Below are 17,650 nucleotides of genomic sequence, written 5' to 3'. Positions count from 1 at the left end.
AAGCCGCCGTTCCCGTGCTTAAGAACCTATGGGGATTGCTGGCGCCTGCGCAAACTATTTTTTCGACGAGTTTGAATCAGTTCGCTTGGCCGCCCGTCGCAAGCTCCTGACCTGCACACATGGAGAGGACATCGGCTCCGAACCGGTTCAGCTTGCGCGCGCCGACGCCGGGGATGCGGGCCAGCTCGCCCTCGTCCTCGGGCACGGCTTCCGCGATGGCGATCAAGGTTTTGTCCGTGAAGACGCAGAACGGGGGCTGGCCGAGGGCCCGGGCCTGTTCCGACCGCCACTCGATGAGCCGTTCGTAGAGCCCTTCGTCCATGTCCGACGGGCAGTCCTCGCACCGCATGAGCTTCATCTCACCCGCCTCGGTGAGGGTGCGGCCGCAAACGCGGCACCGGGCCGGGGAGCGGGCGCCGCGGCGGTGGCCACGGGCGGCACCCCGGTCGCTCACGCCGCCGGTGCCCCGCTCGATGCCTCCGGCGCCGCCCTCCGTGCGCGCACCCGCCGCCGTGCCCGAGCCCGGGCGCAGGCCGTCGAGGAAGCGGCTGGCGCGGCGGCCCGCCCTGCCTCCCGGGGACCGGGACAGGGCCCAGGACAGGAAGAGGTGGGCGCGGGCGCGGGTCACACCGACATAGAGGAGCCTGCGCTCCTCCTCGACCTGTTCATCGGTCCTGGCGTACGTGATCGGCATCATGCCCTCGGCCAGACCGACCAGGAAGACGGCGTCCCACTCCAGGCCCTTGGCGGCGTGCAGGGAGGCGAGGGTGACGCCCTGGACGGTGGGCGCGTGCTGGGCGGCGGCGCGCTCGTCCAGCTCGGCCACGAGGTCGGCGAGCGTGGCCTCGGGACTGGCACCGGCGAAGTCCTCGGCGAGGCGCACCAGGGCGGCCAGGGACTCCCAGCGGTCCCGGACCGCGCCGGAGCCCGCGGGCGGCGTGGTCGTCCAGCCCTTGGTGGAGAGGACGGCCCGCACCTGCGAGGGCAGGTCGACCACGTCGTCCAGGAGGGCGTCGTTGCCGCCGAACCGGGCGGCACCGCGCAGGGCGGCGCCCGCCTCGCGGACCTCGGTGCGCTCGAAGAAGCGCTCGGCGCCGCGTAGCTGGTAGGGGATGCCTGCGTCGGCGAGGGCCTGTTCGTAGATCTCCGACTGCGAGTTGGTGCGGAACAGGACCGCCATGTCGCTTGCCGGGACGCCGTCGGACAGGAGGGCGCGGATGCGGCGGGCGGCGCCTTCGGCTTCGGCGGGCTCGTCCGCGTACTCCGTGTACACCGGGTCGGGGCCGGGGTCGCGCTGGGAGACCAGGGCGAGGCGGTGGTCGGCGGCGCGGCCGCGCGCCTGGGCGAGCAGGCCGTTGGCGAGGTGGACGACCTGGGGCGTCGAGCGGTAGTCACGGACGAGCTTCACGACCGTGGCGCCGGGGTGGTGGGTGCGGAAGTTCAGCAGGTGGTCGGGGGTGGCGCCGGTGAAGGAGTAGATGGTCTGGCTGGCGTCGCCCACGACGCACAGGCTGTCGCGGTCGCCGAGCCACAGCTCCAGGAGGCGCTGCTGGAGCGGGCTCACGTCCTGGTACTCGTCGACCACGAAGTGCTGGTACTGCGAGCGGACCTGCTCCGCGATGTCGTGGCGGTCCTGGAGGATGCCGACGGCCAGGAGCAGGACGTCCTCGAAGTCGATGACGGTGCGGTCGCGCTTGATGTCCTCGTACGCCGCGTACAACTGGGAGATCTCGGCGGCGGCGCGGGGGATGTCGCGGCCGGCCTTGGCCGCCGCCGCGGCGTAGTCAGCGGGGACGGTCTGGGTGACCTTGGACCACTCGATCTCGCCGGTGACGTCCCGCAGCTCGTTCCGGTCGAGGCGGATGCGGCAGGCCGCGGCGGCCTCCGCGACCAGTTGGATCTTGCGCTCCACCAGGCGGGGCAGTTGCCCGCCGACGGCCTTGGGCCAGAAGTACTGGAGCTGACGCAGGGCCGCGGAGTGGAACGTGCGTGCCTGGACGCCGGTGGCGCCGAGCTGGCGCAGGCGGCCGCGCATCTCCCCGGCCGCGCGGTTGGTGAAGGTGACGGCGAGCACGCTGGTGGGCTGGAGGATTCCCGCGCGCACCCCATAGGCGATGCGGTGGGTGATGGCGCGGGTCTTGCCCGTACCCGCGCCCGCGAGCACGCACACCGGTCCGTGCAGGGCGGTGGCGACCTCGCGCTGCTCCGGGTCGAGCCCGTCGAGCACCGCGTCGGCGGTGTCCGGGACCCGCGGGAAGAGGGTGGAGTGCGTTGCTGCTGTCACCCCGCCATGCTGCCAGGTCCAGCGGGGCGGGTGAGCCGCGTTGTCCACAGGCGGGCGCCCGCAGTCGTATTAATGCGGGAATGGTGGCGGGGTCCCGTACGTTCTGAGTCAGTGCGACGACGCACCCCCTGAGCCGTAGAGGAGCACGAGAGACATGCCGGGCACTGTGACGATGTACAGCACCACGTGGTGCGGCTACTGCCGTCGGCTGAAGAGCCAGATGGACCGCGAGGGCATCGCGTACGACGAGATCAACATCGAGCACGACCCGGAGTCCGCGGCTTTCGTCGAGAAGGCGAACGGCGGCAACCAGACGGTTCCCACGGTCCGCGTGGTGCCCGCCACGGGCGGCGACGAGGTCGTCATGACGAACCCCAGCCTCGCCCAGGTCAAGCAGGCGCTCGCGGTCTGACGACCCTGGCCGCGGCCCGGTGCGGGCCGCGGCGGGAGCGGGTCAGCCGACGGTGCCGGGCTTCGGCAGGGGCTGCCCGTACCAGAGCTCGATGAGGCGGGCCGCGATCGAGATGCCGTAGGGAGGCAGGATCTCCCCGGACTCGAACGCGGCCCGCAGGTCGTCCCGGGAGAACCAGCGGGCCTCGTGGATCTCCTCGCCGTCGACGTTGATCTGTGACGAGGTGGCGCGGGCCATGAAGCCCAGCATCAGGCTGGACGGGAACGGCCAGGGCTGGCTCGCGACGTACTCCACGTCGCCGACCGTGACGCCCGCCTCCTCCCAGACCTCGCGGCGCACGGACTGCTCGATCGACTCGCCGGGCTCGACGAAGCCCGCGAGGGTCGAGAAGCGGCCCTCGGGCCAGTGGACCTGGCGGCCGAGGAGCGCGCGGTCCTCGTCGTCCGTCACCAGCATGATCACGGCCGGGTCGGTGCGCGGGTAGTGCTCACCGCCGCAGGCCTGGCAGCGGCGGATGTGGCCCGCCGCCGCGATGACGGTGCGCTCGCCGCAGCGCGAGCAGAAGCGGTGCATGCGCTGCCAGTTCTCCAGGGCCACGGCGTGCACCATCAGGCCCGCGTCGCGCGGGGACAGGAGCAGGCCCGCCTCCCGCAGTCCCGCGGCCCGCGCGGAGGCGTCCATGCGGCCGGGCAGCGAGTCCTTCTGGAGCGCGAAATAGCTCACGCCGTCGTCGTCGGTCCCCAGGAAGTAGCGGTGGGCTTCGGTGAGGGGGGCCTCGAACGTCGGCGTCATCACGAGCTCGGTGCGCCCGTCGGGCGTCTCGTCGATGAGCACCTGGCCGCCGGAGACCACGAACACCCGTGTCGAGGGGTGGCTCCACGCGGCCGCGAGCCAGGCCTCGTCGAGGCGGTGGTGGGCCGCGCGGTCGATGCCGCTGGGCACGGTGAGCGAGATGGGACGGTCAGTGGCGCGATCGGTCCAGGTGGTCACTGGTACTTCCAACTCCCCCGGTGGAATGGGTGGTTCAGCGAGCGGGTCCTGTGCTGCGGCGGACGGGGCTGTTCGGTGTGCGTCGGGCGGGCTGCGAGGTGCCTCGGGCGGGTGGCGGGTTTCGACGGGCGAGTGACGGCGGCCGGTGCCGGACTCAGTGCGCGCCGTCCCAGTGCGATGCCAGGTCGCCCCACAGGTAGGCGCTGGTTTCGACGCCCTTGAGGAGCAGGTCGAGCTCGACCTTCTCGTTCGGTGCGTGCCAGCCGTCCGACGGGATGGAGATGCCGAGGAAGAGCACCGGCGCCCCGAGGACGTCCTGGAGGTCGGCCGCAGGACCCGAGCCGCCCTCGCGCGTGAAGCGGATGTCCTGCTCGAAGGCGCGGCCCATGGCGCGGGCCACGGACTGCAGGGCCGGGTGGTCGAGGGGCGTCAGACAGGGCCTTGTGGCCCCGCTGAAGGTGATCGTGTGCCGGATCCCCGCGGGCAGTTGCTCGGCGACCCACGCGCGGACGGCCTTCTCGACCCGGTCCGGGTCCTGCCCTGCGACCAGTCGGAACGACAGCTTCAGGAGTGCGCTCGACGGGATGATCGTCTTGCCGCCCGCGCCCTGGTAGCCGCCGCCGATGCCGTTGACCTCGGCGGTGGGGCGGGCCCAGATGCGCTCGAGGGTGGTGTGCCCGGCTTCTCCGTAGGGGGCGTGCGACTTGGCCGTACGCAGCCACTCGGCCTCGTCGAAGGGCAGCTCGGCGAAGAGCTGCCGCTCACGCTCGGTCAGCTCCACGATGCCTTCGTAGAAGCCCGGCACCGCCACGCGCGCGTGCTCGTCGTGCAGGGCCGCGACGAGGCGGGCCGCCGCGGTCGCCGGGTTGGGCACCGCACCGCCGAAGGAGCCGGAGTGGATGTCCTGGTCCGGACCGAACAGCTCGATCTCGCACTCGGCGAGACCGCGCATGCCCGTGCACACCGTGGGGGTGTCCTTGGACCACATGCCGGTGTCGGAGACGATCACCGCGTCGGCGGCGACGCGCTCCCTGCGCTGCTCGACGAGCGCGCGGAAGTTCGGGGAGCCGGACTCCTCCTCGCCCTCGATGAGCAGCTTCAGGTTCACGGCGGGCGCGGTGCGGCCGGTGGCGGCGAGGTGGGCGCGCACTCCGAGGGTGTGGAAGAAGACCTGGCCCTTGTCGTCGGCGGCCCCGCGCGCGTAGAGGCGGTTCCCGCGGACGACGGGCTCGAAGGGGTCGGTGTCCCAACCGTCCTCCAGGGCGGCAGGCTGCACGTCGTGGTGGCCGTAGACCAGCACGGTGGGCGCGTCCGGGTCCCCGGACGGCCACTCGGCGAAGACCGCGGGGGCGCCCGCGGTCTCCCACACCTCCGCCGTCGGGAAACCGGTCTCCAGGAGGCGCCCGGCGAGCCAGTCGGCGCTGCGGCGCACATCGGCGGCGTGGTCGGGCTGCGCCGACACGGACGGGATGCGCAGCCACTCGGCGAGGTCGTCGAGGAACGCGGCGCGGTGGTCGTCGATGTACGCGCGCACGGCGCCGACGGCACCGGCGCCGTTCACGTCGCCGGCGGCACGAACGGCACGGTCGGCGTTGACGGCACTGTCAGCGCTGGGGACGGGCTTGCTCATGGTCACGAGCCTATCGGCCCGTGGGAGCGGTCCGGCCGGTCGCCCGGCCGGCCTCCTGCCCGCCGGGCGCCACGGGGCCCTTGCTGCCGGGCCCCACGCCGCCGGAGCCCTCGTACGGGTGGTGCTCGTCACGTCCGCCGAGCAGGATCCGCTCGAGCTCCGCACGGCCCGGCAGGTTCGTGGGGCGTACGGTCTCGCCACTGCGTACGTAGAGGAACGTCGCCCGCACCGATTCCGGCGGGATGCCGTGCTGCTCGGCCCAGGCCAGGCGGTAGACGGCGAGCTGGAGGGGGTCGGCGTTCTGGGTGTGGCCCGTCTTCCAGTCGACGATCTCGTACGTGGTGTCGTCGCCGTCGCCGTCCTTGTAGACGGCGTCCATCCGGCCGCGGATGACGCGGCCCGCGATGGCGAGCTGGAAGGGCAGCTCGACGCGGTGGGGCGTGCGGTGGGCGTACTCGGTGCGTTCGAAGGCTTCCTTGAGTGCTTCCAGGTCGCGCTCGTCGGCGATCTCCGCCTCCCCAGGGCCGCCGCCGGGCAGCTCGTCCGGGTCGAGCATGGGCAGCCGCAGCTCCTCGAAACGTGCCTCGATCCAGGCGTGGAAGCGGGTGCCGCGGCGGGCCGCGGGCTGCGGCGGGCGAGGCATGGGGCGCGCGAGGTCCTGGGCGAAACCGTCCGGATCACGGGCCAGGTGCAGGAGCTGCGAGGCGGTGAGCGTGGCGGGCAGCGGAACGTCGTGCACGCTCTCGCGGGCCCGTAGGAGCTCGCCGGTGAGCGCGTCCAGGTCACGGTCCCAGGAGGAGAGGGTGCGGGTCTCCTCCGGAGTCAGGTGCGGGACCTGGTGCGGCACGCGCGCGTGCGGGGCTGTTTTCCGCGGAGGCTCTCGCGGGGGCTCTTCGGAGAGGGCCGATCCGTGTGCGGGGTGGGGCGGTGCGGGGCGCTGTTGCGACCAGGAGTCCCACTCCAGGGGATCGGTGGGGTCCGCGTCCTCCGGGGGCGCAGCGGCTTCCGCGGCCGTCCCGTGGTCCGCGGGCTCGGCCGGGTCGTCGTACGGCGGAGCGTCCGCGGCCGGGTGGGCCTCCTCGTGGGAGCGGGCGCCGTCGGCCGCGGGCCGGTTCAGATGGGCGAGCACGGTGTCCGCGGCGGCCCGGCGGCGGGCCAGTGAGTCGGCGTCGAGCGGGAGCGGCCAGGCGTGGTCGGCCGTCTTCTCGTGCAGCGCCGGGTTCTCCTCGTCCTCCTCCGGCTCGTCCGCCCAGGCCTCGATCTCGCCGTGCCCGGCGGCGCAGTGGTCGTACAGCTTCCGGAGGAAGTCGGACGGGCCGCGGGGCTTCTTCTGGCTGGGGCCCCACCAGTGCCCGGAGCCGAGCAGGAGGCTTCGGGGGCGGGTGAACGTCACGTACCCGAGGCGGAGCTCTTCGGTGTGCTGGTGGTCCTTCATGTCGGCGTGGAAGGCCTTCATGCCCTTGGCGTCCCAGGCGCCGATGTCGGGGAGCGTGTCGGCGTCGCCGCGCAGGGCGTGCGGGACGACCTTGGCCTGGGCCGTCCACTTCTCGCGGCCCTGCGTGCTCGGGAACGTGCCGGTGACCAGGCCCGGCACGGCGACGACGTCCCATTCAAGGCCCTTGGACTTGTGGGCGGTGAGGACCTTGACGGTGTTCTCGCCGCCGGGCAGGGCGTTGTCGAGGCCCTTCTCGTACTGCGCCGCGGTGCGCAGGAAGCCGAGGAAGGCGAGCAGCGAGGCCGAGGGCTCGTTGGCGGCGAAGGACGCGGCGACGTCCAGGAAGTTGGACAGGGTCTCGCGGCGGCGTGCGGCCAGGGCGTGCGGGGACGCGGACAGCTCGACTTCGAGGCCGGTGACGGCGAGCACGCGGTGCAGGACGTCCATCAGCGGGTCGGCCAGGGAGCGGCGCAGGTCGCGCAGCTCGGCGGCGAGGCGCGCGAACCGCACCCGGGCCTCCGGCGAGAACGGCAGACCGTCGTCCTCGGAGGACTCGACCGGCGTCTCCAGGAACGTGTCAAGGGCGTCCGCGAGCGAGGTCACCTCGGCCGGATCGACGCCCTCCACTGCCTCGGCGAGCCGCCGGTCGGCTTCCTCAGGGGTCCCGGGGGCGCCGGGCCCGCTGCGGCTGTGGCGTACGAGCAGGCGGGCGCGGCGGCCCAGGAGGGCGAGGTCGCGGGCGCCGATGCGCCAGCGCGGCCCGGTGAGGAGGCGCACCAGGGAGGCGTTGGCGCCGGGGTCCTGGAGCACCTCGCAGACGGCGACGAGGTCGGCGACCTCGGGGAGGTGCAGAAGTCCGGAGAGGCCGACGACCTCGACCGGGACGTCCCGTGCGACGAGGGCGCCCTGGATCTCGGCGAAGTCGCCTGCGGTGCGGCACAGGACGGCGATCTCTCCGGGGGCCGTGCCGGTGGCGACGAGGTGGGCGAGGGAGTCGGCGATCCACTCGATCTCCTCGCCGTGGGTGCGCAGCAGGGCGCAGCGCACCGTCCCGTCGCGCTCGGCTCCCGGAGCGGGGCGCAGCGCCTCCACGCCCGCGTGCAGGGCCCGCAGCGGCTCCGCGAGGCTGTTGGCGAGGTCCAGGAGGCGGCCGCCGCTGCGGCGGTTCTCGCTCAGGGCGTATCGCGTGGCGGGGCGGCCGTCGGCGTGGGCGAAGTGCTCGGGGAAGTCGTCGAGGTTGGCGACGGAGGCGCCGCGCCAGCCGTAGATCGCCTGGCAGGGGTCGCCGACGGCGGTCACGGGGTGGCCGGTGCCGCCGCCGAAAAGACCGGCGAGGAGGACGCGCTGGGCCACCGAGGTGTCCTGATACTCGTCGAGCAGGACGACGCGGAACTCCTCGCGCAGGATCCGGCCGACGTCCGCGCGGGTGCGGGCGAGGGTCGCGGAGTGGGCGATCTGGTCGCCGAAGTCGAGGAGGTCGCGGGCGCGCTTGGCCGTGCGGTACCGGTCGACGAGTTCGGCGAGCTGGAGCCTGGCGGCGGCCGTCTCGGGGACTCTGCGCAGGTCGGCGTTGGTGAGCTTGGCGCCGGCCAGGGTGCGCAGCAGGCCGGTGTCGTACGCCCGGAGCCGGTCGGGGGCCACCAGGTGCTCGGCGAGCTCGCCGTCGAGGGCGAGGAGGTCGCTGACGAGGTCGGGGAAGGAACGGGTCAGGGCGGGATACGGGCCCGGGGCCTCGCGCAGCACGCGGGCGGCGAGCTGGAAGCGGGTGGCGTCGGCGAGGAGCCGGGACGTGGGCTCCAGGCCGATGCGCAGGCCGTGGTCGGTGAGGAGGCGGCCAGCGAACGCGTGGTACGTGGAGATGACCGGCTCGCCGGGGGCGTCGGCGGGGTCCGCCGCGTCGGGGTCGGTGACGCCCGCCCTGATCAGCGCCTGGCGGACGCGGTCGGCGAGCTCACCCGCCGCCTTGTTCGTGAACGTGAGGCCGAGGACCTGCTCCGGGGCGACCTGGCCGGTGCCGACGAGCCACACCACACGGGCGGCCATCACCGTCGTCTTCCCCGAGCCCGCACCGGCCACGATCACCTGCGGGGCGGGCGGCGCCGTGATGCAGGCCGTCTGCTCCGGGGTGAAGGGGATGCCGAGGAGCTCTTTGAGCTGCCCGGGGTCGGTGAGGCGAGGAGACACGTCAGAGAGGCTAGCGGCGGCCACTGACAACCGGGGCGTGCCCCGTCGTCGGCCCGGGGGGCCGGGGACGGGGCACGCGGGGTGGCCGCGGGGGCGTCAGGAGCGGGCGCCGAGCTTGGCCGGGTCGACGACCTGGTCGGCCGGCGGGGCCTTGACGTCGACCGGCTTGCCGTAGTCGCTGAAGGTCACCGTGCCGGGTCCGTCGCCGCTCTCGTTGTCGACCTTCAGGAAGTACGGCTTGCCCTCCATGGCGACGTAGAAGGTGGTGGTCTCCTTGCCCTTCTTCCTGGTGAGCACGGCGGTCTTCGTGCCGTCGACCTCGGCGTCGTCCTTGCGCTCCAGTTTGTTGAGGTTGTCGTTCTTGAACATGTCCTTCTGGCCGCAGGGGCTGCTGCCCTCGGTCGACTTCACCCAGCGCCCCTTGGCGAGCTCACCGACGCTGGAGGAGCCGGTCTGCGCCTTCCAGAAGTCCTCGCCCGCCTTGATGTAGGTGGCCTTCCCGGAAGCCAGGATCTCGGCCTTGCCCTTGCGGGCCGACGTCATCGAACCCTTGCAGCCCCCGGCGTCGGAGACCGACAGGTCGATGCGGTTCTTTCCGCCCTCTTCCTTGAACTCGCCCACCATCCGGTACGAGCCCGCGCCCTTGGACGCCGCGGAAGCCTTGTCAGCGATCTTGTCGGCGCTCATGCCCTCGAAGGGGTCCTTGTCGCCGTCGTCGCCGCCGCAGCCGGCGATGCCGACGACGGCGGTGCAGGCCACGGCCACTGCCAGGAGCTTCCGGTTGGCTGCCATATACGCGCTTCTCCTCAAAAGGGTGCAAGGACGGGCGCTGCGAGCAGCACCTCGGCTGAAACTCTAGATTGCCTGTGCGGCGGTCAGGGCCGATGGGTCAATCGACGACCTGGCGGCCCTCCGGGCGGGCGCTGCACGAGGCGCGGAAGGCGCAGTGCGTGCAGTGCTGGCCCGTCGCGGGTGTGAAGCGCTCGTCGAGGACCTTGCCCGCGGCCGTGGCGAGGAGACCCCCGATCCAGTCGCCACGGCTGTCCTCCGCGGCGCCCTCCTGGCTCTCCCCCGGGTCGCCCGCGCCGCCGTCCAGCGGCCCCTGGGCCTGCACCTTGGGCAGTGCGTCACCGCCGTCCTTCTTGGCGGCGCCCTGGCGCAGGTGCACCAGTTCCGCGCCGCCCACGTCGGGACGTATGCCTTCGAAGACGTCGTCGGCCGCGCCCTCGCGGACCGCAAGCTGGTAGACGGCCAACTGGGGGTGGCGGGCGACGTCGGCGGCGCTCGGGGTGTGCTTGCCGGTCTTGAAGTCCACTACGTAGGCGCGGCCTTCGCCGTCGCGCTCGACGCGGTCCATGGAGCCTCGTACGCGTACTTCGTAGGCGCCCGCCTCCAGGGTCACGTCGAAGTCGTGCTCACTGGCCATGGGCGTGCGGCCTGCGTGGGCGCCGCTGACGTGCCACTGGAGGAAGCGTTCGAGTGCCTCGCGCGCGTGGCCCTTCTCCTGCTCCGACTTCCAGGGGGCGTCGAAGGCCAGGGCGTCCCACACCGATTCGAGGCGCTCCATGAGCACGTCCAGGTCGGCGGGTGTCCGCCCGGAGGCGACTTCGTCGGCCAGGACGTGCACGACGTTGCCGAAGCCCTGGGCCGCGGTCGCCGGGGCGTCGGCCTTCACCTCGCGGCCCAGGAACCACTGCAGGGCGCAGGTGTTGGCGAGCTGGTCCAGTGCGCTGCCGGACAGCACGACCGGCTTGTCGCGGTCCCTGAGGGGCACCGCGCTCGCCGTCGGGTCGAACATGCCCCACCAGCGGTAGGGGTGCGCGGACGGCACGAGGGGGCGCCCGTCGGCGTCGCTCAGTCCTGCGAGGCGGGCCAGGCGCTGGGCGGCCGCCTCGCGCAGGGCGTCCGAGGCGTGCGGGTCCACGGTGGTGGCGCGCAGTTCCGCGACGAGCGCGGCCACGGACAGGGGGCGGCGCGGGCGCCCTGCCACGTCCTTGGGCTCGACGCCGAGCTCGGTGAGGAACCGGGAGGGCTGGTCACCGTCGTCGGCGGCCGCCTTGACGGCGGTGACGACGAGGCGTTCCCGCGCGCGGGTGGTGGCTACGTAGAACAGCCTGCGCTCTTCGGAGAGGAGTGCTCCCGGGGTCAGGGGCTCCGCGATGCCGTCACGTCCGATGCGGTCGGCCTCCAGGAGGGAGCCGCGGCGGCGCAGGTCGGGCCAGAGGCCTTCCTGGACCCCGGCCACCACGACCAGGTGCCATTCGAGTCCCTTGGAGCGGTGCGCCGTCATCAGGCGTACGGCGTCGGGGCGCACCGTGCGGCGCGTGAGCGTGTCCGCGGCGATGTCCTGGGCCTCGATCTCGTCGAGGAAGTTCAGGGTGCCCCGGCCGCCGGTGCGCTCCTCCGCGCGGGCCGCGGTGGCGAACAGGGCGCAGACCGCGTCGAGGTCGCGGTCGGCGTTGCGGCCCGCCGCGCCGCCGCGTCGGGCCGCGCGCTCCAGGCGGCGCGGCCAGGGCGTGCCGTCCCACAGGTCCCACAGCGCCTGGTCCGCCGTGCCGCCGTCCGCGAGCCGCTTCCTGGCCCGGCTCATGAGCGCGCCGAGGCGCTGGGCGCCCTTCGCGTACGCGGGGTCGTGCGCGGCGAGGCGCTCCGGCTCGGCCAGGGCCCGGGCGAGGAGCTCGTCGGAGGGCGGGGGCAGGTGATTGCCCGCGGCCCGCTCCTCCTCGCGCAGGGCCCGCCCGAGCCGCCGGAGGTCGGCGGTGTCCATGGCTGCCAGCGGGGAGGTGAGCAGCGCGAGGGCCGTCTCGGTGTCGAGCCAGGCGGGGGTCACGGGCGTACGGGACGCTCCCACCTCGCCGGGCTCCGCGACCCCGACGCCAGCACGCGGCTCCTTTTCCGCGTCCGGCTCCCCAGCCTCGGCGCCAGCACCCGGCTCCTCCGGCTCGTCCAACTCCCCGGCCTCGGCGGCGACGCGCGGCTCCTGCGCCGCGTCCGGCTCCCGGGCCCCAGCGCCAGCGCCAGCGCCAGCGCCCGGCGCCTCCAGCTCGTCCAACTCCCCGGCACCGGCGGCAACACGCGGCTCCTTCACCACGTCCGGCTCCCCGGCCCCAGCGCCAGCGCCCGGAGCCTCCGGCTCGTCCGACTCCCCGGCCTCGGCGGCAGCACGCGGCTCCTGCGCCTGGTCCGGCTCCCCGGCCCCAGCGCCAGCACCCGGCGCCTCCGGCTCGTCCGACTCCCCGGCCTCGGCGCCAGCTCCCGGCTCCCGCGCCTGGTCCGGCTGTGCGGGCTCGGAGGCAGCGCTGCGGGCCCGCGGCCCTTCCGGCTCCGTGAGCCCGGAGGCGGCCCTGAGGGTCTCCGGCTCTCCCGGTGCGGCAGGTCCCGGGGCGTCGCCCACGCCCGGCTCCCCCGCCCCGTCCGGCAGGACCCCCTCCCCGGACTCCGCCCGTGCCACCGCCCGTAGGGCCGTCAGCAGGGCCGTCACCGCGGGCTCGTGGCGCAGGGCCATGTCGTCGCCGTCTATGTCCAGGGGCACACCCGCCGCGGTGAGGCTTCGGCGGAAGGAGGGGATGGTGCGGGTGCCCGCGCGGACGAGGACGGCCATCTCGTTCCAGGGGACGCCGTCCTCCAGGTGCGCGCGGCGCAGGATGTCCGCGATGTTGTCGAGCTCCGCCCCGGCCGTGGGGTACGTACGCACGTCGACGCGGCCGCCGTCCCTGACGGCCACGAGCTCGCGGTGGGCCCGCACCTGCCGCGCGGGCAGTCGGCTGAGCGGCATGCGCGCGGTGATCAGGCGGGTCGCCGCCAGCAGCCGCTCCCCCGACCTCCGGGACGTCGTCAGGACCTCCACCGGCGCCGGAGTGCCGTCCGCGCGCGGAAAGTCCTCGGGGAAGCGGAGGATGCCGTTCACATCGGCGCCGCGGAAGGCGTAGATCGACTGGTCGGGGTCTCCGAAGGCGATCAGGTCCCGGCCACCGCCCCCGAGGGCGTGCAGCAACCGGACCTGCGCCGGGTCCGTGTCCTGGTACTCGTCCACGTACACCGCGTCGTACTGCGCGGCGAGCGCCCTCGCGACCTCCGGCCTGCGGGCGAGCAGCACCGCCCGGTGCACCAGCTCGGCGTAGTCGAGCACCCCCTGCATGTCGAGCACGTCCAGGTACTCGGCGAGGAACGCCGCCGCCGCCCGCCAGTCCGGCCGGCCGCCACGCCGGGCGAAGTCGTCAAGGGCGGCCGGGCCGAGGCCGAGCTCCCGGCTGCGCGCGAGCACGGCACGCACCTCGTCGGCGAAGCCGCGCGTGGTCAGGCAGGCGCGCAGCTCGTCCGGCCACCGCACCCGCGCGAGGCCCTCCCGGGCGAGGTCGGACTGGCCGGTGAGGAGTTCTCGTACCGCCACGTCCTGCTCGGGTCCTGAAAGCAGGCGCAGGGGTTCCACGAAGAGGTCGGCGTCCTGGTGGGCGCGGACGAGGGCGTAGCAGAACGAGTGGAACGTGGTCGCCTGCGGGGCGTCGGTGGCACCTATGCGGTGCGCCATGCGGTCGCGCAGCTCGACCGCCGCCCTGCGGCTGAACGTGAGCACAAGGACCCGCTCGGGATCCGTCCCCTTGGCCACCCGCGCGGCCACCGACTCCACCAGGGTGGTGGTCTTGCCGGTGCCCGGACCAGCGAGAACGAGCAGCGGACCGCCCGCGTGGTCAACCACGGCACGCTGTCGTGCGTCCAGGTGAGGGGGGTCCGCGGAAACCGGCGGCGTACGCACCAGGCGGTAGGCACCCGTGGTCCCCTGTCGTACCTGGGGGTGCGACAGGTGCCGGGCGTGCCGAGGGTGCTCGGTGTGCCGGGCGGATGAAGTGGAGCTCACGTGGATCGCCGGTCCTGGTGGGTGTACTGGTCGAGGTGCGGCTGCGTGACAGCCGCGGAGTGAGAGTGCATGCGTGTGGTCGACGCTACGCCAGCGGGCGCGTGGGACGGGCGGCTTCCCCCGGACGGGCCACCTGGCCGCCTCCGGGACGCCGTATGGCGGAAGCTGTCAGCCGTGAGCCTCCGGAGCCACGCCCGTCGCGGTGCCCCCATCTGTCGCGGCGCCCGCATGTGGCGCACCGCTCACACCTGTCGCACCGTTTACATCTGCCGCGCCGTTCACGTCTGTCGCAGCGCCGTCCCAGCGCGCTCTGCGCATGTCGAGGCGCGGCAGGCTCCCCCCGGCCGTACGGTGCGCCTCCCGCAGCGGGGTGCTCTCCGCGCGGTACTCCGCGAGGGCCCGCAGTTCGTGCCCCGGCAGCAGCACGCCGTCCGACCTGACCACTCGCCACCACGGCACCGCGCTTCCGTAGAGGGCCATCACCCGGCCGACCTGACGGGGACCGCCCTCCTCCAGCCACTCGGCGACGTCTCCGTAGGTCATCACCCGCCCCGGAGGGATTCGCTCCGCCACGTCCAGGACCCGTTCCGCGTACTCCGGCAGCTCCGGCGCCGGCCGGCTCTCCTCGCTCATCCTGACCATCCTGCCGCATGGCACCGACACCGCGGCCGCCTCGCGGCGGAGGGTGCGACAGGGTGGACGACACGGGACGAAGCGGCAAATCGTGACCGTATCGCGCCCCCGGAACGCCCCCTGATGCCCCCCGTTGTCAGCGGGGCATGCCACCATCGTGCGGGCGGTGACTGGTGATACGAGATCAAGAAGAAGCTACGGAGCAGCAGGGCGTGCATTCCGACAAGACGGCAGGCACCCCTGCGGACCCGGCGCGCCCCGGCACCGGTGAGCCCCCGCTGAAGCCGGACGACGACCGGCAGCAGCAGTCGGAGACCACCGGAGAACAGCCGGAGCCAGTCGGGTCCCCCGCGGACCCGGACCCGAAGCCGGACCCGGCCCCGAAGGCAGACCCGGAGCCGGAGTCGGACCCGGAGCCGGAGTCGGAGCCGGACACAGCTCACACCGAACCCGACGCCGATCCCACCGCCACTGCCACTGCCACTGCCACCGCCACCGCCACTGCCACCGCCCCCGGCGAAGCCACCCCCACCCCCTGCGGTGACCCCCTCTCCCCCTGCGGTGACGAAGAAGAGGAAGCGCACTCCGAACGCGTGGAGGGCGACGAACCCCTCCTCCCCGCGCGCGTGCACCGCCCCTCCGACCTCATGCGGCTGCTCGTCGGCGTCCTGGCGATCGCCGTGCTGCTGGCGATCTCCGCGTTCGCCCACGGCACCACCTCGGGCCTGGAGCAGGACATCAACGCGGGCACGGGCGAGCCCCCGGACCTGCTGATGAAACTGGCGGGACTCACCGCGAGCATCGGTGTGCTGCTCGTCCCGGTGGCGTTCGCCATCGAGCGCCTGATCAAACGGGACGGCCTGCGCATCGCCGACGGCGTGCTCGCGGCCGTCCTCGCGCACGGCGTGACACTGGCCACCGACCTATGGGTCGCCAAGGCCGCGCCCGGGTCCATCCAGGACGCGCTCACCCAGCCGTCGCCGGGCGACGTCCACTCGCTCACCGACCCGGTGCACGGCTATCTCGCGCCGGTCATCGCGTACATGACCGCGGTGGGCATGTCCCGCAGGCCGCGCTGGCGCGTCGTCCTGCTCGTGGTGCTGCTGCTCGAAGCCTTCACCATGCTGGTCTCGGGCAACACCACACCGTTCTCGATCATTCTGACGGTCCTCATCGGCTGGTCCGTGGCCTACGGCACGCTGTACGCCGTGGGCTCGCCGAATGTGCAGCCCACCGGCCAGACGCTGCTCGCGGGCCTGCGGCACGTCGGCTTCCGGCCGGTGAGCGCGGCCCGCGAGGACACCGGTGAGTCGTCCGACCAGAGCACCGACCGCGGCCGGCGGTACTTCGTGACGCTGGAGGAGGGACCACCCCTCGACGTCACGGTCATCGACCGTGAGCAGCAGGCGCAGGGGTTCTTCTACCGCGTGTGGCGCAGGCTCACGCTGCGCGGCATCACCCAGCGCCGCAGCCTCCAGTCGCTGCGCCAGGCCCTCGAACAGGAGGCCCTGCTCGCGTACGCGGCGATCGCCGCGGGGGCGAACGCCCCGAAGCTGATCGCCACCTCCGAGCTCGGCCCGGACGCCGTGATCCTCGTCTACGAGCACACGGGCGGCCGCTCCCTGGACTCGCTGCCGGACACCGCGCTCACCGACGATCTGCTTCGCGACACCTGGCGACAGGTCAGGGCCCTCCAGTCGCGGCGCATCGCACACCGCAGGCTCGCCGGCGACGCGATCCTGGTGGATCGTTCCGGCACGGTCATCCTGACCGACCTGCGCGGCGGTGAGATCGCGGCCGGCGACCTCGTCCTGCGCATGGACATCGCCCAGCTCCTGACGGCGTTCGGCCTGCGTGTCGGCGCCGAGCGGGCCGTCGCCACCGCGGTGGACGTCCTCGGCCCCGACGCCGTCGCGGACTGTATGCCGATGCTCCAGCCGATCGCCCTGACCCGCTCCACGCGCGGCACGCTGCGCAGGCTGGCCCGTGAGCGCGCCGAGCGGGAGCGCGAGGCGGTCCTGGAGGCCTCCCGGAGCGCGAAACTCGCGCGCGCGGAGGCGGAGGCGGAGACCGACGGTGCCTCCGAAGAGGCGGCCGTGGTCGCCGCCGCACGCAAGGCCGACCGGGCGGAGAAGCAGGCCGAGAAGCAGGCCATGGACGAAGCGCTCGAACAGGCGCGTGAGGAGGATCTGCTCACACAGATCCGCCACCAGGTGCTCCTGATCCGGCCCACGGCACCCGTGGAACCGGCACAGCTCGAGCGGATCAGGCCGCGCACCCTGATCAGCTTCATCGCCGGTGCCTTCGGTGCCTACTTCCTGCTGTCCCAACTGACGCACGTCGAGTTCGGCACCATCTTCGGAGAGGCCGAGTGGGGCTGGGTCGCCGCGGCCGTGGCGTTCTCGGCGCTGAGCTACTTCGCGGCCGCCATGAGCCTGCTCGGCTTCGTACCGGAGCGGGTGCCGTTCCTGCGGGCCGTGTCCGCACAGGTCGCCGGGTCGTTCGTGAAGATCGTGGCACCGGCGGCGGTGGGCGGTGTCGCGCTGAACACCCGCTTCCTCCAGCGCTCCGGCGTGCGCTCCGGGCTCGCGGTGGCGAGCGTCGGCGCCTCCCAGCTCTTCGGCCTCGGTTCGCACATCCTGCTCCTTCTGGTGTTCGGTTACGTCACGGGTACGCAGAAGACGCCGACCCTGACGCCGTCGAGGACGGTCATCGCGGGCCTCCTCACTGTCGCGGTCCTCGTCCTGGTGGTGACCGCCATCCCGTTCCTGCGGAAATTCGTGGCCACGCGCGTGCGGTCGCTGTTCGCCGGTGTCGTGCCGCGCATGCTCGACGTCCTCCAGCGGCCGCAGAAGCTGCTCACCGGCATCGGCGGCATGCTGCTCCTGACGTTCCTGTTCGTGCTGTGCCTCGACGCCTCGGTGCGGGCCTTCGCGAGCGAGGAGATGGGCACGCTGAGCCTGGCCAGCGTCGCCGTGGTCTTCCTCGCGGGCAACGCGCTCGGCTCGGCCGCACCCACACCGGGCGGTGTCGGCGCGGTGGAGGCGACGCTGACGCTCGGCCTGATCGCGGTGGGCGTGCCGAAGGACGTGGCGGCGCCCGCGGTGCTCCTGTACCGGCTCCTCACGTTGTGGCTGCCGGTGCTCCCCGGCTGGCTGTTCTTCAACCACCTCACCCGTAAGGGGCTGTTGTAGGAGCGCCCTGACGGCCCCCGCCGCAGGATGGAG

General features: G+C 73.4%; 9 protein-coding genes. 2 read left to right on the top strand and 7 right to left on the bottom strand.

Translation table 11 applies throughout. From position 1 onward, the window contains the following. Positions 1-76: 76 nt before the first annotated feature. A complete protein-coding gene (locus IG78_RS0107625; RefSeq protein ID WP_030560618.1) occupies positions 77-2,284 on the bottom strand; it encodes an ATP-dependent DNA helicase UvrD2 in 2,208 nt (735 codons plus the stop codon). A gap of 154 nt (positions 2,285-2,438) precedes the next feature. Here IG78_RS0107625 and IG78_RS0107620 point away from each other — a divergent pair, with 154 nt between their 5' ends. Beyond that, on the top strand, positions 2,439-2,696 hold the full coding sequence (locus IG78_RS0107620) for a mycoredoxin (RefSeq protein WP_030560617.1): 258 nt from the start codon (positions 2,439-2,441) through the stop codon (positions 2,694-2,696). A gap of 42 nt (positions 2,697-2,738) precedes the next feature. On the opposite strand, the gene nudC is transcribed toward IG78_RS0107620, so the two are convergent. The 6 genes from nudC to IG78_RS0107590 all read right to left on the bottom strand — a co-directional run bounded on the left by nudC (position 2,739) and on the right by IG78_RS0107590 (position 14,423). Further along, complete coding sequence (nudC, locus tag IG78_RS0107615; protein WP_030560616.1) at positions 2,739-3,686, bottom strand: NAD(+) diphosphatase; 948 nt, start codon at positions 3,684-3,686, stop codon at positions 2,739-2,741. Between the two features lie 154 nt (positions 3,687-3,840). Continuing rightward, positions 3,841-5,316: a dipeptidase gene (locus IG78_RS0107610; RefSeq protein ID WP_225882258.1), complete on the bottom strand. Its 1,476-nt coding sequence runs from the start codon at positions 5,314-5,316 to the stop codon at positions 3,841-3,843. Between the two features lie 10 nt (positions 5,317-5,326). Further along, complete coding sequence (locus IG78_RS0107605) at positions 5,327-8,935, bottom strand: ATP-dependent helicase (RefSeq protein ID WP_225882259.1); 3,609 nt, start codon at positions 8,933-8,935, stop codon at positions 5,327-5,329. Positions 8,936-9,031: 96 nt separating this feature from the next. Then, positions 9,032-9,727 (bottom strand): hypothetical protein, encoded by a 696-nt coding sequence (locus IG78_RS0107600; RefSeq protein WP_030560613.1) that lies wholly within the window; start codon positions 9,725-9,727, stop codon positions 9,032-9,034. 97 nt (positions 9,728-9,824) lie between these two features. Then, positions 9,825-13,790: a UvrD-helicase domain-containing protein gene (locus IG78_RS0107595; RefSeq protein WP_078965672.1), complete on the bottom strand. Its 3,966-nt coding sequence runs from the start codon at positions 13,788-13,790 to the stop codon at positions 9,825-9,827. Between the two features lie 168 nt (positions 13,791-13,958). Beyond that, positions 13,959-14,423 (bottom strand): MGMT family protein, encoded by a 465-nt coding sequence (locus IG78_RS0107590; protein WP_078965673.1) that lies wholly within the window; start codon positions 14,421-14,423, stop codon positions 13,959-13,961. Between the two features lie 212 nt (positions 14,424-14,635). On the opposite strand from IG78_RS0107590, the gene IG78_RS0107585 reads away from it, so the two are divergent. Next, the gene (locus IG78_RS0107585; protein WP_078965674.1) at positions 14,636-17,617 is read left to right on the top strand and encodes a lysylphosphatidylglycerol synthase transmembrane domain-containing protein; all 2,982 of its coding nucleotides are present in this window, start codon (positions 14,636-14,638) and stop codon (positions 17,615-17,617) included. Positions 17,618-17,650: the final 33 nt, after the last annotated feature.

Source organism: Streptomyces aureocirculatus, assembly GCF_000720475.1.
GTDB classification, from domain to species: domain Bacteria; phylum Actinomycetota; class Actinomycetes; order Streptomycetales; family Streptomycetaceae; genus Streptomyces; species Streptomyces aureocirculatus.
Note: the sequence above shows the minus strand (reverse complement) of the source record. Positions and strands in the feature narration are given on the sequence as shown.